This window comes from Domibacillus antri, assembly GCF_001936625.1.
Lineage (GTDB): Bacteria > Bacillota > Bacilli > Bacillales > Domibacillaceae > Domibacillus > Domibacillus antri.
In genome coordinates, this window is record NZ_MSDU01000008.1 from 82,113 (window position 1) to 96,026 (window position 13,914).

Here is a 13,914-nt window from a genome sequence, read left to right on the forward strand (position 1 = left end):
ATTATTCCCCTGCCGTTCCCTCGCTCTGCTCTTCTAAAATACCGTTAATTAAAACGCGTGCCGTGCCAAGATTTGTCGCAAGCGGCACAGCATAAACGTCACATAGACGCACAAGTGCCGTCACATCCGGCTCATGCGGCTGTGCAGTTAACGGATCCCGGAAGAAAAAAACGAAGTCCATTTCACCCCGGGCAATGCGGGCGCCGATTTCTTGATCGCCGCCAAGCGGACCGGACTGAAAACGATGGACGGATAATCCGGTCGCTTCCATAATCCGTGTGCCCGTCGTACCAGTTGCAAATAAAGTATGCATTCCAAATACCTCTTTATACTGCGAGACAAACTGAATTAAATCATCTTTTTTCTTATCATGTGCAATAAGGGCAATATTCATATGACGCCTCCATTAATCTAAAATATTTTCAAGACCGTACACAAGCGTTTTCGTTTTCATGACCGTTTCAACACATACTCTTACACCGGACATAAACGATGTGCGGTTGAATGAATCATGGCGCAGCGTCAGCGATTCGCCTTCTGCTCCGAACAGGACTTGCTGATGGGCAATCAAACCAGGCAGACGGACGCTGTGAATGTGCATCCCATTCATATTCGCTCCGCGCACACCCGGCATCGTTTCTTTTTCATCCGGATGCCCCTGCTCTTTTGGTTCGCGTACATCGTTAATCATTTGAGCTGTTTTCACAGCTGTACCGGACGGCGCATCCAGCTTTTTATCATGATGCAGTTCGATAATTTCCACATCTTGAAAATATTTGGCCGCCAGCTGTGAAAATTTCATCATTAATACCGCACCGATCGCAAAGTTTGGTGCAATAATACAGCCCAATTCTTTTGATTCGGAAAGCTCTTTCAATTCTTCAAGCTGTGCATCTGTAAATCCCGTCGTGCCGACAACGGGACGAATGCCGTGCTCAAGCGCTGTTTTTGTATGTACATAGCCAAATTCAGGCGTGGTTAAATCAATTAGAACATCAGCTGGATGATCCGCGAAACAGTCCCGTACATCCGTATAAATAGGTGCATTTGATCCGGCGAATCCGATATCGGATAACGTGTCCCCCCCATGCTTCCGGTCGAGTGCCGCCACCAGCTCAAATGCCGGTGTTTCCATCACCATTTTAACTGCTTCTGTTCCCATACGGCCGCGCGGGCCCGCAATAATGACACGAATACTGCTCATTTTTCTTCCTCCTTGATTTTCGTCCAGCGGTCTTTATCTCTCGTCTGGAATTTATTCATCACATGGTCATGCGCCGTCTGCAAGTCAATATCGAGCGAATTTGCAAGACAAATGGCCACAAATAAGACATCCCCGAGCTCTTCTTCTATTGTTTTTTCTTCTTCTGTTGATTTTTTCGGTTTGTCACCGTAATGATGGTTCACTTCACGGGCAAGTTCGCCCAGTTCTTCCGTGAGGCGTGCCATCATGGCGAGCGGGCTGAAATAGCCTTCTTTAAACTGTCCGATATACTCATCGACTTCTTTTTGCATCTTCCGCATTGATTTATCCAATTGCTTCACCACTTTCTACCCTTATATGTTACTAATTATAGACGGACGGCGCAATTTTTTTCTGTTTTCCCGTTATAATAAAGAGGAAGGAGGGATATAATGATGTTCGGTATACGACCTAAAAATGTACTGTTTATTTTAATGGGTTCAGCCATTTTTTCATTTGGACTCGTCCATTTTAACATGCAAAACAATTTAGCAGAAGGCGGATTTACCGGCATTACGCTTTTATTGTACAGCTTATTTGCGATTGATCCGTCCTACTCCAACCTTGTACTGAACATTCCGCTCTTTTTTATCGGCTGGAAGCTGCTCGGCCGTGTGTCCTTTTATTACACACTGATCGGCACGTTCAGTGTCTCGCTTTTTTTATGGATTTTCCAGCGCGGGCAGTTTCACATCCCGCTTCGTGACGATTTATTTTTAGCCGCTCTTTTTGCCGGCGTATTCATCGGGGTTGGGCTGGGGATTACCTTTCGCTATGGCGGGACGACGGGCGGCGTTGATATCATTGCCAGACTGCTTCACAAATATCGTCAAGTCAGCATGGGAAAAACGATGTTTTTATTTGATGCCTGCGTCATTTTAGCATCCCTGTTAACTTACATCGATTACCGTGAAGCGATGTATACACTTGTTGCTGTTTTCACCGGTGCACGCGTGATTGATTTTATGCAGGAAGGCGCTTATGCTGCGCGCGGGGCGATGATTATTTCCAATCATCATGAAGACATTGCCGCCGAAATCAATAAACGGATGGAACGCGGTGTAACCATTTTAAAAGGCTATGGTTCCTACACAAAGCAGCCGCGCGATGTCCTGTACTGCGTCATCGGCAAAAATGAAATTGTCCGTCTGAAAAACATTATCAATGCTGTCGATCCCCATGCATTTGTTTCTGTTACTGTCGTCCATGACGTATTGGGTGAAGGATTCACACTTGATGAAAATAAACAGCCGATCAAATAAAACAAAAAACACCGGGATATCCGGTGTTTTTTCATTAATCTTCGCTTTGCTGCATGCCTGTATACATCAAAATTAAACGAACAAGTTCAAGCACGGCTACAGCGGCGGCTGCAACATAAGTCATAGCCGCTGCATTCAGTACTTTTCTCGCTTCCCGTTCTTCATCATTCCGAATGATGCCTGCTGAAACGATTTGATCCATCGCTCTGCTTGAAGCATTAAACTCAACAGGCAGTGTAATGACCTGGAACAATACGCCCGCCGCCATTAACACAATACCAAGCAAAAGCATGTTGGACATTGTGGTAAAAATACCAATCATGATAAAAATCCAAGACATATTTGAACTGATATTCGCGATCGGCACAAGAGCGTGGCGGAAACGAAGGAAGGCATACGCTTCTTTATCCTGAATCGCGTGACCGACTTCATGTGCCGCTACTGCTGCACCGGCAATCGAATGACCGTGGAAGTTATCCGGCGACAAATGAACCGATTTCGTCATCGGGTTGTAGTGGTCACTTAAAAAGCCATGAGATTCCAGGACTTTCACATGCTGTAATCCGTTATCATCAAGAATACGTCTCGCTGCTTCTGCACCGGTAATACCAGTTGAAACGGGCACACGTGAGTATTTTTTGTACGTACTTTTGACCTTAATCTGCGCCCAAATCGGCACGATGATGATGATCGCAAAATAAACAAGCCAAATCATTTAATTTCATCTACCTCCATATATGGTGTCGTATTTTGTTATCCTTATTGTATCGATATATACCCCTATACGTCAATTTTTACGCTTCACCTGCACTTCTTTTTTCGCCGCTTTATATTTTTTACGCCCAGTATATAAAAGCGATGAAATAATCACACCACCGGTTAGTGCCGTCACATGAAGAAGCTGTTCTTTTTGCTCAGGCTTCATGCCTTCAGCATCTCCAGCCGGGACAAATACGAGAAGGAAACTCCATATAAAGGCGATGATTTTATCCATCTCCACTCCCCCCATCCATTCATAATAGTATATGCAGATGGGTTTGAAAAAGATGATAGGTTATCGCCAGATTGTCCGATTCCTTCTCACACACAAATACCAGGTAACGAAAATCGATCCGACGCTGAGCCAGAAAGTAAAATAGCCAATTTCCTGAATGTATAAGTGAAGCTGTGAATAAACCGGGTATTGCATAAATACGTAATCAATGATTTCATTATGAACCGTCCAGAGAGAAGCAATGACAAGATGACTCACTTTCACCTCGAAAAATGGCGCATAAAGAACCCCTTGAAGAGCCATTCCCAGATGAGAAGCAACAAGCATCCAGCCAAGCCACGAAAGATGTCCTGTTACAATTAGCGTCAGCAAATTCATCACAACGGCCCAAATTCCATATTTAAACAGCGTCATCACAGCAATCGCCTGTATAAAACCCCAGGATCGGCCCATTAATAAACCGAAAAGGGCAATGGTAAAAAAAAGACTGGCCGTTGGACTGTCCGGCACAAATGGAAGGAAAAGAGCCGGCGTCTGCTTTAATTGAGGCATATACCAAACGTATCCATAAATCGTTCCGACAAAATTAACGAAAAAAAGCACCCACATAAAGAAACGATTCAACAATAGGAAATACAGCATTGACAATCCTCCATATAAAAAAAGGACCGCCGAACAATTCGGACAGTCCTTTCTTGTTAATTATTTCGCTTCAAGCGTCGAAATAAATTCGGCTAATTTACCAAGATCCTCGTCATTGCCTTTATACATTCCCGGAGGCATTGTGCCTTTACCATTTTTAGCAATGTCGGCTACTTCCTCGGCAGTCAAGCCTGTACCAATTAATGATGGTGCAGCAGAACCGCCGGCCAGGTTGTCACCATGACAGTTAATACAGCCGTTTTCTTCGTAAATCACGAATCCATCAGAAGTCGTATCGATTTCGGCTTCCTCAACGATTTTACCCATGGCTTCTTTTGCTTCCCAGTCAACTGCGACAACTGACTCCCATGTAAGGAAGATAATTGAAGCGATTGATAAAAGCATAAAGCCGGTTGCAAATGGACGCTGAGTCGGACGGCGCTTTGTTCCACGGTCGATGAACGGTGCAAGCATAAGCGCACCAAACGCTAATCCCGGAATAATAAAGGCACCAATTACGTTATACGGTCCTGATGCGTACGTATATTTAAGTAATTGATACAAGAATAAGAAATACCAGTCAGGCAGCGGTAAATAGCCTGTATCTGTCGGATCGGCTACACGCTCAAGCGGTGATGGATGAGCAATAGTCAAGCAAAGGTAACCGATAAGGAAGACAGCTCCAACCATCCATTCCTTCAAAAGGAAGTTTGGCCAGAAAGCTTCCGTTTTACCCGGATATTCCGAATAATCTTTTGGAATATTAGGTTTGCGTTCTGCCGGAACACGTGAGTCGCCGACGAACTTCATCCCTTTTCCACGATGCATTGCGTCCCCCTCCTTCTTTTCAAAAAATAAAAGTCACAGTATTTTTTACAATGGGCCTGAAATACCCTGTTTGCGGATCATTAAGAAGTGAGCTCCCATTAAGCCGAGAAGAGCAGCCGGCAGGAAGAACACGTGAATCGCAAAGAAACGGGTTAATGTTTGCGCACCAACAATGTCAGGGTGTCCTGCAAGCAATACTTTCAGTTCGTGACCGATCAGCGGTGTTGAAGCCGCAATCTCAATCCCTACTTTTGTAGCAAATAGTGCTTTCATATCCCAAGGAAGCAGGTAACCTGTGAATCCAAGACCGAGCATGACGAAGAAAATCAATACGCCGACAACCCAGTTCAATTCACGCGGCTTTTTGTATGCTCCCTGGAAGAATACACGCAGCGTATGTAAAAACATCATAACAATAACAAGGCTTGCACCCCAGTGATGCATTCCACGTACAATGACACCAAAAGCTACTTCATTTTGCAAATAATAAACAGATTCCCATGCGTTTTTAATATCCGGCACGTAGTACATCGTCAGGAACATCCCTGACAAAATTTGAATGACAGTGACGAAAAATGTCAGACCGCCAAAGCAATATACGAATGCCGAAAAATGATGGGCCGGGTTTACGTGCTCAGGCACTTCGTGGTCGGCAATATCGCGCCACAAAGGCGTAATATCGAGACGTTCATCAACCCAGTCATAAATTTTGTTGAGCATTTGTTACGCCTCCTTTACACGTTGTTTGCCTGCGGTTTGCCGAGCTGCAGCAATCCGTCTTTTTCAGCTGTTGGATACACATCAAGCGGTTTTAACGGCGGTGTGCCCGGAACGTTTTTCCCGCTCTTTTCGTACAAACCATTGTGACACGGACAGAAGAACTGGTTTTTATGATCGTTCCCTTCCCAGCTCACTGTACAGCCAAGATGCTTACAAACCGGTGACAATGCAACGATTTCGCCTTTGTCATTTTTGTATACCCAGGCTGTACTCGTCACTTCGGATGTGTACCATGCATCTGTCTGCTCATAAGAGAAGTCGACGCGCACAGGTGTTTCTGTTAATTCAGATACTTTTTGCTGTGTCGGATGAAACTCGCCTGCCGCTTCCCCTTTCAGCACTGGGTCTACAGCGAAACGAACCATCGGCATCAACATGCCCGCCGCCATGAAACCGCCTACACCTGTTAGTGTGTAGTTTAGAAACTGACGTCTTGATACAGGTTGTTTACTCATTCTTTTCCCCCCTCTATACAATAAGCTTCGTCCACAACGGACCGTGTATGAGCATAAACATAAACTAGGACATCATTATGATAATCTATCCAGCGGGACAGGTCAATATTATCCGGAATGAAAAAGGATGTTAGTGTGTGACGATTTTTCGAATTATGACGCACTTTCCTGCCATTTTTGCACGATGATATTGACAATTTGCTTGGCCTGATTCTCTATTAAAGAATACTTCACCGTATCTTCCATATCGCCGAGCGGAACAGATGGAACCCATATAACTGAAGCACCCGTTTTTTCTTCTTCCTGTCTCCATGCACTGCCCGACGTAAAAAAGAAAATATGCTTAAATCCCGCAGCTTTAAGCCTTTCCGCCCATTCTGCCGCATCGTTTACTTTTTCATCCCGATCCGGCAAATACGCATACGGCGGTGTCACCAGCAGCCGGCCCTTAAATTGTTTTTCAAGAAATGTGACGAGCAGCTGAATAAATTCATATTGTTCCGCCGCCTGCGTCATCGCCGGGCTGAAATCCGCCGGGACAACCGGAACAATTGCCGTATCAATGTATTCTTTCTGCTGTAAAAATAAAGCGGTATCTTTGCCATTCCAGTTCATTTTCTTCACCTCATTTTTCATCATACACCCGCTATTCTTTCGTTGCAAACATAAGTGCGGTAGCGGAACAAAAGAAAAACGCCTGTTATTCTCCAGACGTTTTAATATGCTTTATGAGATCATGCAGCTGCTCTGTCAGCCGCAAAAATTCTTCTTTATCACCACGGTCAAGCGCCGCATCGATTTTTTCATTGAGCATTTTCCGCTGAAATTCATATACGCTCCATTTCAAGAATTGTTCGGCCAGCTCTTTTTCTTTTTCCGTCAGCCTTGTCCGCTTCGGCATAAACGGATTTTCCTCACGAACCGCTGCGTATTGATGAGACTGAGGCGCCCCGCGGAATTTCAATTCAATAAAAATATCATCTTCTTTATTTAAGCGAATATCGTGGAACGATTTTTCCGCATCGGTCGTCATAATGTTATCTTTAAAAAAACGAAACGGGGCACTGTCTACACAGTGTGCCGACATAATCATCCCGCGTGGACAGTATTGCGCATCGTCAACAAAATGTACATTTTCCATCAATTGATCGTGGCTCATTAAATAATTTAATATCCAGACAGATTCTCTTCTTTTCAGCTGATAATGATTTAAAAACCAGCGGATAAAGTCCTTTTTCTCATGAACGGAAACCGGGGCTGCCATCATCATCATCTCCTCTGTCATTTATTATACATCCATTTTTAATCGGTCGACAACTTCTATCCACTCGTCATTTGCCGGCTCTTCTTTCATCAATAACTCGAATACATGGAGTGCCTCGTTGCGCTTCCCTTCTTCCAGCATAAAGTAGCCGTATGCTGATAAAAACTCGGTATTTTCTTTTAAAACCGGAAAGAGCTGCGCATATAATTCAGCCGCTTCATCGTATTCTTCCAGACGTTCCGCCGCCCGTGCTGCATCCCATAACACAAGTGGTTCCGCACTGCCTGATTCCCGGAATATGGCCGAGATTTCAAGCACACCCGGATAATCTTCCTTTTTCATTAACAGCGTATTTAACGCAAGGGCTGCTTCAGTATATTCAGGATCGAGCGCCAATGATTCGCGCAAATGCGATTCAGCCTCTTCCTCCAGCCCGCTTTTCAGCGCAAGCTTTCCGGCGAGTAAATACAATTCTTTTTGATACGCGTCACGGGCGATACCGGATCTGGCCGCTTCCAGGGCTGCCTCAATGTCTTCTTCCATTTCATACGCGCGGGCAAGGTGCAGATAAATAGAATGATAGTCCGGGTCCAGTTCCGAAGCTTCCGTTAATTTCATCGCAGCCGTTTTATACTGCCCGGCCTGATAGGCAGTAAAGCCGTACATAAACAGCGTATCAGGGTCCATTTTTGTATCTAGCGCTTTCTGAAAGTGCGGCAGACTTTCTTCAAAAGCTCCGCCAGCACTGTATGCTTCAGCCAGACGCTTATGAATGGATATCCCGGCCATTTCGGTTACATTGGCTTCTAAAAGAAACTCATATTGCCGCACCGCCTCCAAAAATTTCCCTTCCTCGAGATATAGTTCCCCGAGTGCAAGCTTAATAATCGGTTCATCCGGCTCTATCCGCTGCGCTTTCAATAATTTCTGCTCGCTCACTTCATATAATCCCTGCATTTGATATAAATCTGCCTGGACAAGAAGAGAACGCGTATAAAACGGATCGGTGTCATCGATTTCATCTAAAATAAGCACTGCTTCTTCTTCCCGGTCCATTTCGACCAGTGTTTCCGCAAGCAGCAGCGACAGCTCCCCTTCGCCAGGAAATGCTTCAAGCAGCCGTTCAAAAAGCTGCTGCGCTTCATCTAAAAAACCAAGCTGGAGCAATTGCTCACCCAGCATAAATTGTTCTTCCGCATCGCTGGAGGCGAGCACCTGTTCATACAGTGAAGACGCTTTGTCCATGTCCCCCTGTTCAAGGTGTGCGATCATTTGTTCCGCATTCGTCATCCCTATTCGCCTCTTCTTTCATCATACTTCATTGATTGCTTATTTATTTTAATCAAACCGATTCAATCCTTCAACTTTTTCGTTTTTTCACTTGTATAGGTAATTCTACTTTTTCAGTTCATTTCCTTCTTTTCACAGAAAGGAAAAAACGTCCCCCGAAGAGGACGTTATTTCACCAATTGATTCAAATGCTCAAAAAATTCAGGATAAGAAACGGCGATCGCTTCATGATCGTCCAGTTCGACTTCTCCATCCGTAATTAAAGAGGCGATCGCCATAACCATACCGATTCGGTGGTCGCCGTGTGATGAAACAGAGCCGCCGTGAAGCTTCGATTTACCTCGGATGATCATGCCGTCATCTGTCGCTTCAATGTCCGCACCGAGCTTTTTCAATTCATCTACTACTGTATCAATCCGGTTCGTTTCTTTCACTTTCAATTCTTCCGCATCGCGAATGATCGTATCCCCTTCTGCCTGCGTAGCAAGCAGCGCAATGACCGGAATTTCATCAATCAAACGCGGAATCAGCGCACCGCTGATTTCCGTTCCTTTTAAATTCGATGTACGAATGGTAATCGTGCCAATCTCTTCACCTTCAGAAGACGTTTTTTCAACTGTCATATCGGCACCCATCTGTTTGAATACATCAATAATTCCTGTACGTGTTTCGTTTAGGCCGGTGTTTTCAAGAACGATTTCACTGTTTGGTGCAATTGCAGCTGCAACCATAAAAAAAGCGGCAGAAGAAATGTCACCAGGCACATATACATCCGTTCCTTTAAAAGATTGACCGCCTTGAATAATAATACGGTCTTCTTCACGACGAACGGTGCCGCCAAACTGTTCAATCATTTTTTCGGTATGATCCCGTGTTGCTTCCGGTTCAATAATGACGGATTCGCCTTCTGCCTGCAGGGCAGCAAAAATGACAGCGGATTTCACCTGTGCACTCGCCACCGGCAGCTTATACTCGGTTGTCTGTAACTTTCGTCCGCGAATGGAAAGCGGCGTAAAACGTCCATTGTCCCGGCCGGCAATATCAGCACCCATTGATGCAAGCGGCACAGTGACCCGATCCATTGGCCGTCTTGCAATCGATTCATCCCCAATCATGACCGAATGGAACGGACGGCCGGCGAGAATACCGAGCATAAGGCGCGTCGTTGTCCCGGAGTTGCCAGTGTCCAGGATCGATGACGGCTCTTTTAATCCATCCCAGCCTGCGCCGTGCACGATAATTTCTTCGTCTGTTTCCTCGATTTTTACACCGAGTTTACGGAAGCAGTCTATCGTGCTTAAACAGTCTTCCCCTTTTAAAAAATGGCGGATGACTGTTTTCCCTTCTGCCAGCGCACCGAACATAATCGAACGGTGGGAGATCGATTTATCGCCCGGCACTTCAATTTTTCCGCCAAGAGACGGCTGTTTGAAATTCAGTTTCATCTATTCTTACCCCCTCTTATGCTAAAAATAAGTCGTAAGTCGTTTTTTGTTCAATGCAGTTTTTCGCCCGCAGGCGGTCCTTTTCATTTTGAAAGCTGATGACGAGAATCCCGTATACATCATCACGTGTTTCCATAATGCGGATGTTGGTAATGCTGATCCGTTCTTCAGCCAAATAGCCGGTTAATTCAGAGATGACCCCGGGATAATCAGGCACATCCACGTACAACTCATAAAAAGCCGGAATCGCTCCCTGGGATCGGGCCGGCAGTGAGTCGCGGAATGTTTTTGCATCGTCAAAGTAGCGGTATAATCCTTCCTCGTCTTCCCTCTCTAAAATCGACAGGACGTCATTCATTTCATCACGCCAGTCTGAAAGCAAAGAAAGCAAAATATCTTTATTGTGAAGCGAAATGTCTTTCCACATTTCAGGATTAGAGGAGGCAATGCGCGTAATATCGCGAAACCCGCCGGCAGCGAGCCGTTCAATCAGCGGGTTGTCGCGATTAAATTTCCGCGCCTGATGAACAAGTGATGCCGCAATAATATGCGGGAAATGACTGATTACACCGGTTATTTCATCGTGCTGTTCCGCCGTTACTTCCAGTATTTTGGCGCGCGTGCCCTCGAGCCATTTTTTCAGAATCGCAACGTGTTTTTCTTCCGCAGCGCCTCCAGGTGTCAGCAAATAAAACGCATTTTCAAACAACAGTTCTTTGGAGGCAGCAACACCGCTCTTATGTGATCCTGCCATCGGGTGACCGCCGATAAACGCGATACCGCGGTCTTCTAAAACGCGTGCCCGCTTCATAATGCGGCTTTTCGTACTGCCGGTGTCGGTAATTAACACCCCTTCTTTTAATGGAAGTGATGCAAGATGCTCAATCATGCGCTCTGTCTGCAGGACGGGAACGGCAATCATTATTAAATCCGCCGCCGCTGCACCTGCTTCAAATGAGGCAGCTTTTTCATCAATAATATTGAGCGCTTCCGCAAGTCCGAGCTCTGATTCACGCAAATCAAACCCGGTAATATGTGCTTGCGGGTGCGCTTTTTTTACCGCCTTGGCGAGTGAGCCGCCAATCAAGCCGAGGCCGGCGATAAACACATTTCCTCTCATTTCGGCGTGACACCTTCTATCTTTTCACAGTTTCTGTTAAAAAGCTTTTCATCGCTTTCATGACGCCTTCGTTTTGTTCTTTTGAGCCGACTGTCACGCGCACAGTCCCCGGGAAGCCCAGGGCAGCACCTGAGCGGACGATATATCCTTTCGACATTAAATATTCAAACAGTTCGTTGCTGTCGCATTTAAAATCGATCAAAATAAAGTTCGCTTCAGATGGATAATAATTCAAGTTTTCTTCTCGGCAAAACGCGTAAAACTGTTCGAGCCCCGCTTTGTTTTCCGTCCGGCACATTTCAATGAAAGACTGATCATTGATAGCCGCCGCTGCTGCTTTTTGACCAAGGGAGTTTACATTAAACGGTTCACGGACCGGGTCAAGCTGTGCAATCAATGACTCATCCGCAAATCCGTAACCAACGCGGAATGCCGCAAGGCCATATATTTTTGAAAATGTACGAAGAACAATCACGTTTTTATATTGTTTCACGATCTCAAGCGCATCATAATAGTCATCCGCCGTCACGTATTCATAATACGCTTCATCCAGCACAACAAAGACATCCTCCGGCACGCGGTCTAAAAATGAGCGCAGTTGACTGTCTGTTATGTGAATGCCGGTCGGGTTGTTCGGACTGCACAGCCAGACGATCGCTGTGTTTTCATCGATCACATCCGCCATTTTGTCCAAGTCATGTGCGCCGTCCACTAGCTCCACTTCTCTTACTTCTGCTCCTTCGACAACCGCATTGTGACGGTACTGAGGAAACGTTGGTGTTGCCATTACCGTATTTTTACCAGGTTCAAGCATCGCACGGGAAATCATTAAAATGATTTCATCAGAGCCATTGCCGAAAATGAGCTGTTTTTCATCAAGGTTTAAAAATTCAGCAAGTACGGTACGAAGACTTCCTGTATATCCATCCGGATAAATCGCGAATGAATCAGCATATGATCGAATGCATTCTCTCACTTTTTCAGATGAACCAAACGGATTTTCGTTCGATGCAAGCTTGACGACTTCCTTCAGGCCATACGCTTTTTTCACTTCATCTGTTGTCCGGCCCGGCTGATATGCTTTTAAATTCAACATTTGCTCTTTCCACTTCATACGATTAAAGTCCCCTTTCAGTTTGTCGACTGCTGCAAGTCAGGGCGCAAAACGACTGCGCCTTCTAAATATACGTGCTGAATCTCTTTTTGCGATGCGTCAGTGTTCACATGCATCATGATGCGAATGCATTTCTCCAAGCCGCCTTGGACAGCCAGTTCCTGCATACACATCACCGGAACATTTTCCCATCCTTTCAGTTCGCGCAGGGCGCGTGCCGGAAACATGGCGTCCAGGTCGTTGGTCGCTGAAATAAAGGCCGAGCACACATTTTCAGGCTCAATGTTGTTTTTTTCAATCATTTCAGCAATCAGGCGCTCGGTGGCCTGAACCATTTCCACACCGTCATTTTGTTTAACCGTGACCGCACCTCGAATTCCTCTTACCACTTGACAGCCTCCTTCCGAAATTGTTCATCGATTTTTTGTAATTCTTCTTTCGTCATATCCGTCACATAAGGTTCGCCAATTTTGGAAAGCAAAACGAAACGAACTGTGCCTCCGTATGCTTTTTTATCACGTGTCATGACCTCGTATATGTCATTAAATGAAAACATTGTGCCTGATTCCACCGGGTAACCGGCTGTTTTCAGCCATTTTGCAAACGCCGGAATATCGAATGACAGTCCATTTTTGGCAGCAGATGCATAAAGAGCAAAAATCATACCGCATGCGACCGCTTCTCCGTGTGCCACATTGCCATAGCCTGACAACGCTTCTACTGCATGACCATATGTATGCCCGAAGTTCAAATACGCTCTCACACCCGTTTCAAGCTCATCCTCTTTCACGATAGATCCCTTTATTTCAATACCGCGTTTCAGACAATATTCCAGAAAGGAACCGGACATATCGGACGCATTGTTCACACTTGAACGAATGTCTTCATAAAGTGAAGGGTCCGCAATGAGCGCATGTTTAATGACTTCCGCAAAACCGCTTCTCGTTTCTTTTTCCGACAAAGATTGTAAAAATAATGTGTCAAAGATGACAGCTTCCGGCTGATGAAAAGCGCCGATCATGTTTTTGCCGAGCGGATGATTGACAGCCGTTTTGCCGCCGACTGCACTGTCATGGGCAAGAATCGTCGTCGGTACTTGAATAAACGGAATACCGCGCATATAGGCTGCCGCACAAAAACCGGCCAGATCACCGCATGCGCCGCCGCCAAAGGCAACGACGAGCGAGCGGCGGTCAAGTGAGCACTCCAGCATCCGCGTTAAACATTGTTCAAACACGCCAAATGACTTTGCGGATTCACCCGCCGGCACGTTATGCCAATCTGCCGGAATATCACTTGGCAAGGCAGCTTCCAGACGCACGCCATGCAGCGCACGCACCGATTCATCGGCAATAATAAACAGGCGTGTCGGCTTTTTATCCATTTCATCTAAAAATGAAGTGATCGTTTCGACTGCTCTTTCACCGATGACAACAGGATATGTTTTTGCAGCTGTTTCAATCATCACCCGGTTCAT

Annotated in this window: 18 protein-coding genes; 1 reads left to right on the forward strand and 17 read right to left on the reverse strand. The window is 45.6% G+C overall.

Going from position 1 to position 13,914, the window contains the following annotated elements; genetic code table 11:
* Position 1: 1 nt before the first annotated feature.
* The 3 genes from mgsA to BTO30_RS04455 are packed head-to-tail and all read right to left on the reverse strand — an operon-like array spanning position 2 to position 1,524.
* Entirely contained in the window at positions 2-394 is a 393-nt protein-coding gene (gene mgsA / locus BTO30_RS04445; protein ID WP_075397514.1) for a methylglyoxal synthase, read from the reverse strand.
* Between the two features lie 12 nt (positions 395-406).
* Positions 407-1,204, reverse strand: a complete 798-nt coding sequence (gene dapB / locus BTO30_RS04450; RefSeq protein WP_075397515.1) for a 4-hydroxy-tetrahydrodipicolinate reductase — start codon at positions 1,202-1,204, stop codon at positions 407-409.
* Positions 1,201-1,524, reverse strand: a complete 324-nt coding sequence (locus BTO30_RS04455) for a nucleotide pyrophosphohydrolase (protein ID WP_075397806.1) — start codon at positions 1,522-1,524, stop codon at positions 1,201-1,203. Before BTO30_RS04455 ends, dapB begins: the two co-directional genes overlap by 4 nt.
* A gap of 111 nt (positions 1,525-1,635) precedes the next feature.
* Here BTO30_RS04455 and BTO30_RS04460 point away from each other — a divergent pair, with 111 nt between their 5' ends.
* Positions 1,636-2,505, forward strand: coding sequence for a YitT family protein (locus tag BTO30_RS04460; protein WP_075397516.1), 870 nt, complete (start codon positions 1,636-1,638; stop codon positions 2,503-2,505).
* 34 nt (positions 2,506-2,539) lie between these two features.
* Here BTO30_RS04460 and BTO30_RS04465 read toward each other — a convergent pair whose 3' ends face one another.
* The 14 genes from BTO30_RS04465 to aroB all read right to left on the reverse strand — a co-directional run bounded on the left by BTO30_RS04465 (position 2,540) and on the right by aroB (position 13,914).
* The gene (locus BTO30_RS04465) at positions 2,540-3,220 is read right to left on the reverse strand and encodes a zinc metallopeptidase (protein ID WP_075397517.1); all 681 of its coding nucleotides are present in this window, start codon (positions 3,218-3,220) and stop codon (positions 2,540-2,542) included.
* A gap of 72 nt (positions 3,221-3,292) precedes the next feature.
* Complete coding sequence (locus BTO30_RS04470) at positions 3,293-3,499, reverse strand: sporulation protein YpjB (RefSeq protein WP_075397518.1); 207 nt, start codon at positions 3,497-3,499, stop codon at positions 3,293-3,295.
* A gap of 60 nt (positions 3,500-3,559) precedes the next feature.
* Positions 3,560-4,147, reverse strand: coding sequence for a lipoprotein heptaprenylglyceryl N-acetyltransferase LhaT (gene lhaT, locus BTO30_RS04475; protein WP_483863406.1), 588 nt, complete (start codon positions 4,145-4,147; stop codon positions 3,560-3,562).
* 54 nt (positions 4,148-4,201) lie between these two features.
* A complete protein-coding gene (locus tag BTO30_RS04480; RefSeq protein WP_075397520.1) occupies positions 4,202-4,969 on the reverse strand; it encodes a menaquinol-cytochrome c reductase cytochrome b/c subunit in 768 nt (255 codons plus the stop codon).
* A 45-nt stretch (positions 4,970-5,014) separates the two neighbouring features.
* Positions 5,015-5,689, reverse strand: coding sequence for a menaquinol-cytochrome c reductase cytochrome b subunit (qcrB, locus tag BTO30_RS04485; RefSeq protein WP_075397521.1), 675 nt, complete (start codon positions 5,687-5,689; stop codon positions 5,015-5,017).
* Positions 5,690-5,703: 14 nt separating this feature from the next.
* The gene (locus BTO30_RS04490; protein ID WP_075397522.1) at positions 5,704-6,204 is read right to left on the reverse strand and encodes a Rieske (2Fe-2S) protein; all 501 of its coding nucleotides are present in this window, start codon (positions 6,202-6,204) and stop codon (positions 5,704-5,706) included.
* A 153-nt stretch (positions 6,205-6,357) separates the two neighbouring features.
* On the reverse strand, positions 6,358-6,819 hold the full coding sequence (locus BTO30_RS04495; RefSeq protein ID WP_075397807.1) for a YpiF family protein: 462 nt from the start codon (positions 6,817-6,819) through the stop codon (positions 6,358-6,360).
* Between the two features lie 85 nt (positions 6,820-6,904).
* Complete coding sequence (locus BTO30_RS04500; RefSeq protein WP_075397523.1) at positions 6,905-7,468, reverse strand: ReoY family proteolytic degradation factor; 564 nt, start codon at positions 7,466-7,468, stop codon at positions 6,905-6,907.
* Between the two features lie 24 nt (positions 7,469-7,492).
* Entirely contained in the window at positions 7,493-8,758 is a 1,266-nt protein-coding gene (locus BTO30_RS04505; protein ID WP_075397524.1) for a tetratricopeptide repeat protein, read from the reverse strand.
* Between the two features lie 167 nt (positions 8,759-8,925).
* Positions 8,926-10,203, reverse strand: a complete 1,278-nt coding sequence (gene aroA / locus BTO30_RS04510) for a 3-phosphoshikimate 1-carboxyvinyltransferase (RefSeq protein ID WP_075397525.1) — start codon at positions 10,201-10,203, stop codon at positions 8,926-8,928.
* A 16-nt stretch (positions 10,204-10,219) separates the two neighbouring features.
* Entirely contained in the window at positions 10,220-11,323 is a 1,104-nt protein-coding gene (locus BTO30_RS04515; RefSeq protein WP_075397526.1) for a prephenate dehydrogenase, read from the reverse strand.
* A gap of 16 nt (positions 11,324-11,339) precedes the next feature.
* Positions 11,340-12,437, reverse strand: coding sequence for a histidinol-phosphate transaminase (gene hisC, locus BTO30_RS04520; protein WP_075397527.1), 1,098 nt, complete (start codon positions 12,435-12,437; stop codon positions 11,340-11,342).
* A 17-nt stretch (positions 12,438-12,454) separates the two neighbouring features.
* A complete protein-coding gene (gene aroH / locus BTO30_RS04525) occupies positions 12,455-12,826 on the reverse strand; it encodes a chorismate mutase (RefSeq protein WP_075397528.1) in 372 nt (123 codons plus the stop codon).
* Positions 12,820-13,914 carry a 3-dehydroquinate synthase gene (aroB, locus tag BTO30_RS04530; protein WP_075397529.1) on the reverse strand — a complete coding sequence of 365 codons (1,095 nt, stop codon included), beginning with the start codon at positions 13,912-13,914 and terminating at the stop codon, positions 12,820-12,822. Before aroB ends, aroH begins: the two co-directional genes overlap by 7 nt.

Bases quoted from the DNA above. Each gene is read 5' to 3' on its own strand.
- mgsA (WP_075397514.1), bottom strand. From the start codon at position 394: ATGAATATTGCCCTTATTGCACATGATAAGAAAAAAGATGATTTAATT.
- dapB (WP_075397515.1), bottom strand. From the start codon at position 1,204: ATGAGCAGTATTCGTGTCATTATTGCGGGCCCGCGCGGCCGTATGGGA.
- BTO30_RS04455 (WP_075397806.1), bottom strand. From the start codon at position 1,524: ATGCGGAAGATGCAAAAAGAAGTCGATGAGTATATCGGACAGTTTAAA.
- BTO30_RS04460 (WP_075397516.1), top strand. From the start codon at position 1,636: ATGATGTTCGGTATACGACCTAAAAATGTACTGTTTATTTTAATGGGT.
- BTO30_RS04465 (WP_075397517.1), bottom strand. From the start codon at position 3,220: ATGATTTGGCTTGTTTATTTTGCGATCATCATCATCGTGCCGATTTGG.
- BTO30_RS04470 (WP_075397518.1), bottom strand. From the start codon at position 3,499: ATGGATAAAATCATCGCCTTTATATGGAGTTTCCTTCTCGTATTTGTC.
- BTO30_RS04480 (WP_075397520.1), bottom strand. From the start codon at position 4,969: ATGCATCGTGGAAAAGGGATGAAGTTCGTCGGCGACTCACGTGTTCCG.
- qcrB (WP_075397521.1), bottom strand. From the start codon at position 5,689: ATGCTCAACAAAATTTATGACTGGGTTGATGAACGTCTCGATATTACG.
- BTO30_RS04490 (WP_075397522.1), bottom strand. From the start codon at position 6,204: ATGAGTAAACAACCTGTATCAAGACGTCAGTTTCTAAACTACACACTA.
- BTO30_RS04495 (WP_075397807.1), bottom strand. From the start codon at position 6,819: ATGAACTGGAATGGCAAAGATACCGCTTTATTTTTACAGCAGAAAGAA.
- BTO30_RS04500 (WP_075397523.1), bottom strand. From the start codon at position 7,468: ATGGCAGCCCCGGTTTCCGTTCATGAGAAAAAGGACTTTATCCGCTGG.
- BTO30_RS04505 (WP_075397524.1), bottom strand. From the start codon at position 8,758: ATGACGAATGCGGAACAAATGATCGCACACCTTGAACAGGGGGACATG.
- aroA (WP_075397525.1), bottom strand. From the start codon at position 10,203: ATGAAACTGAATTTCAAACAGCCGTCTCTTGGCGGAAAAATTGAAGTG.
- BTO30_RS04515 (WP_075397526.1), bottom strand. From the start codon at position 11,323: ATGAGAGGAAATGTGTTTATCGCCGGCCTCGGCTTGATTGGCGGCTCA.
- hisC (WP_075397527.1), bottom strand. From the start codon at position 12,437: ATGAAGTGGAAAGAGCAAATGTTGAATTTAAAAGCATATCAGCCGGGC.
- aroB (WP_075397529.1), bottom strand. From the start codon at position 13,914: ATGAACCGGGTGATGATTGAAACAGCTGCAAAAACATATCCTGTTGTC.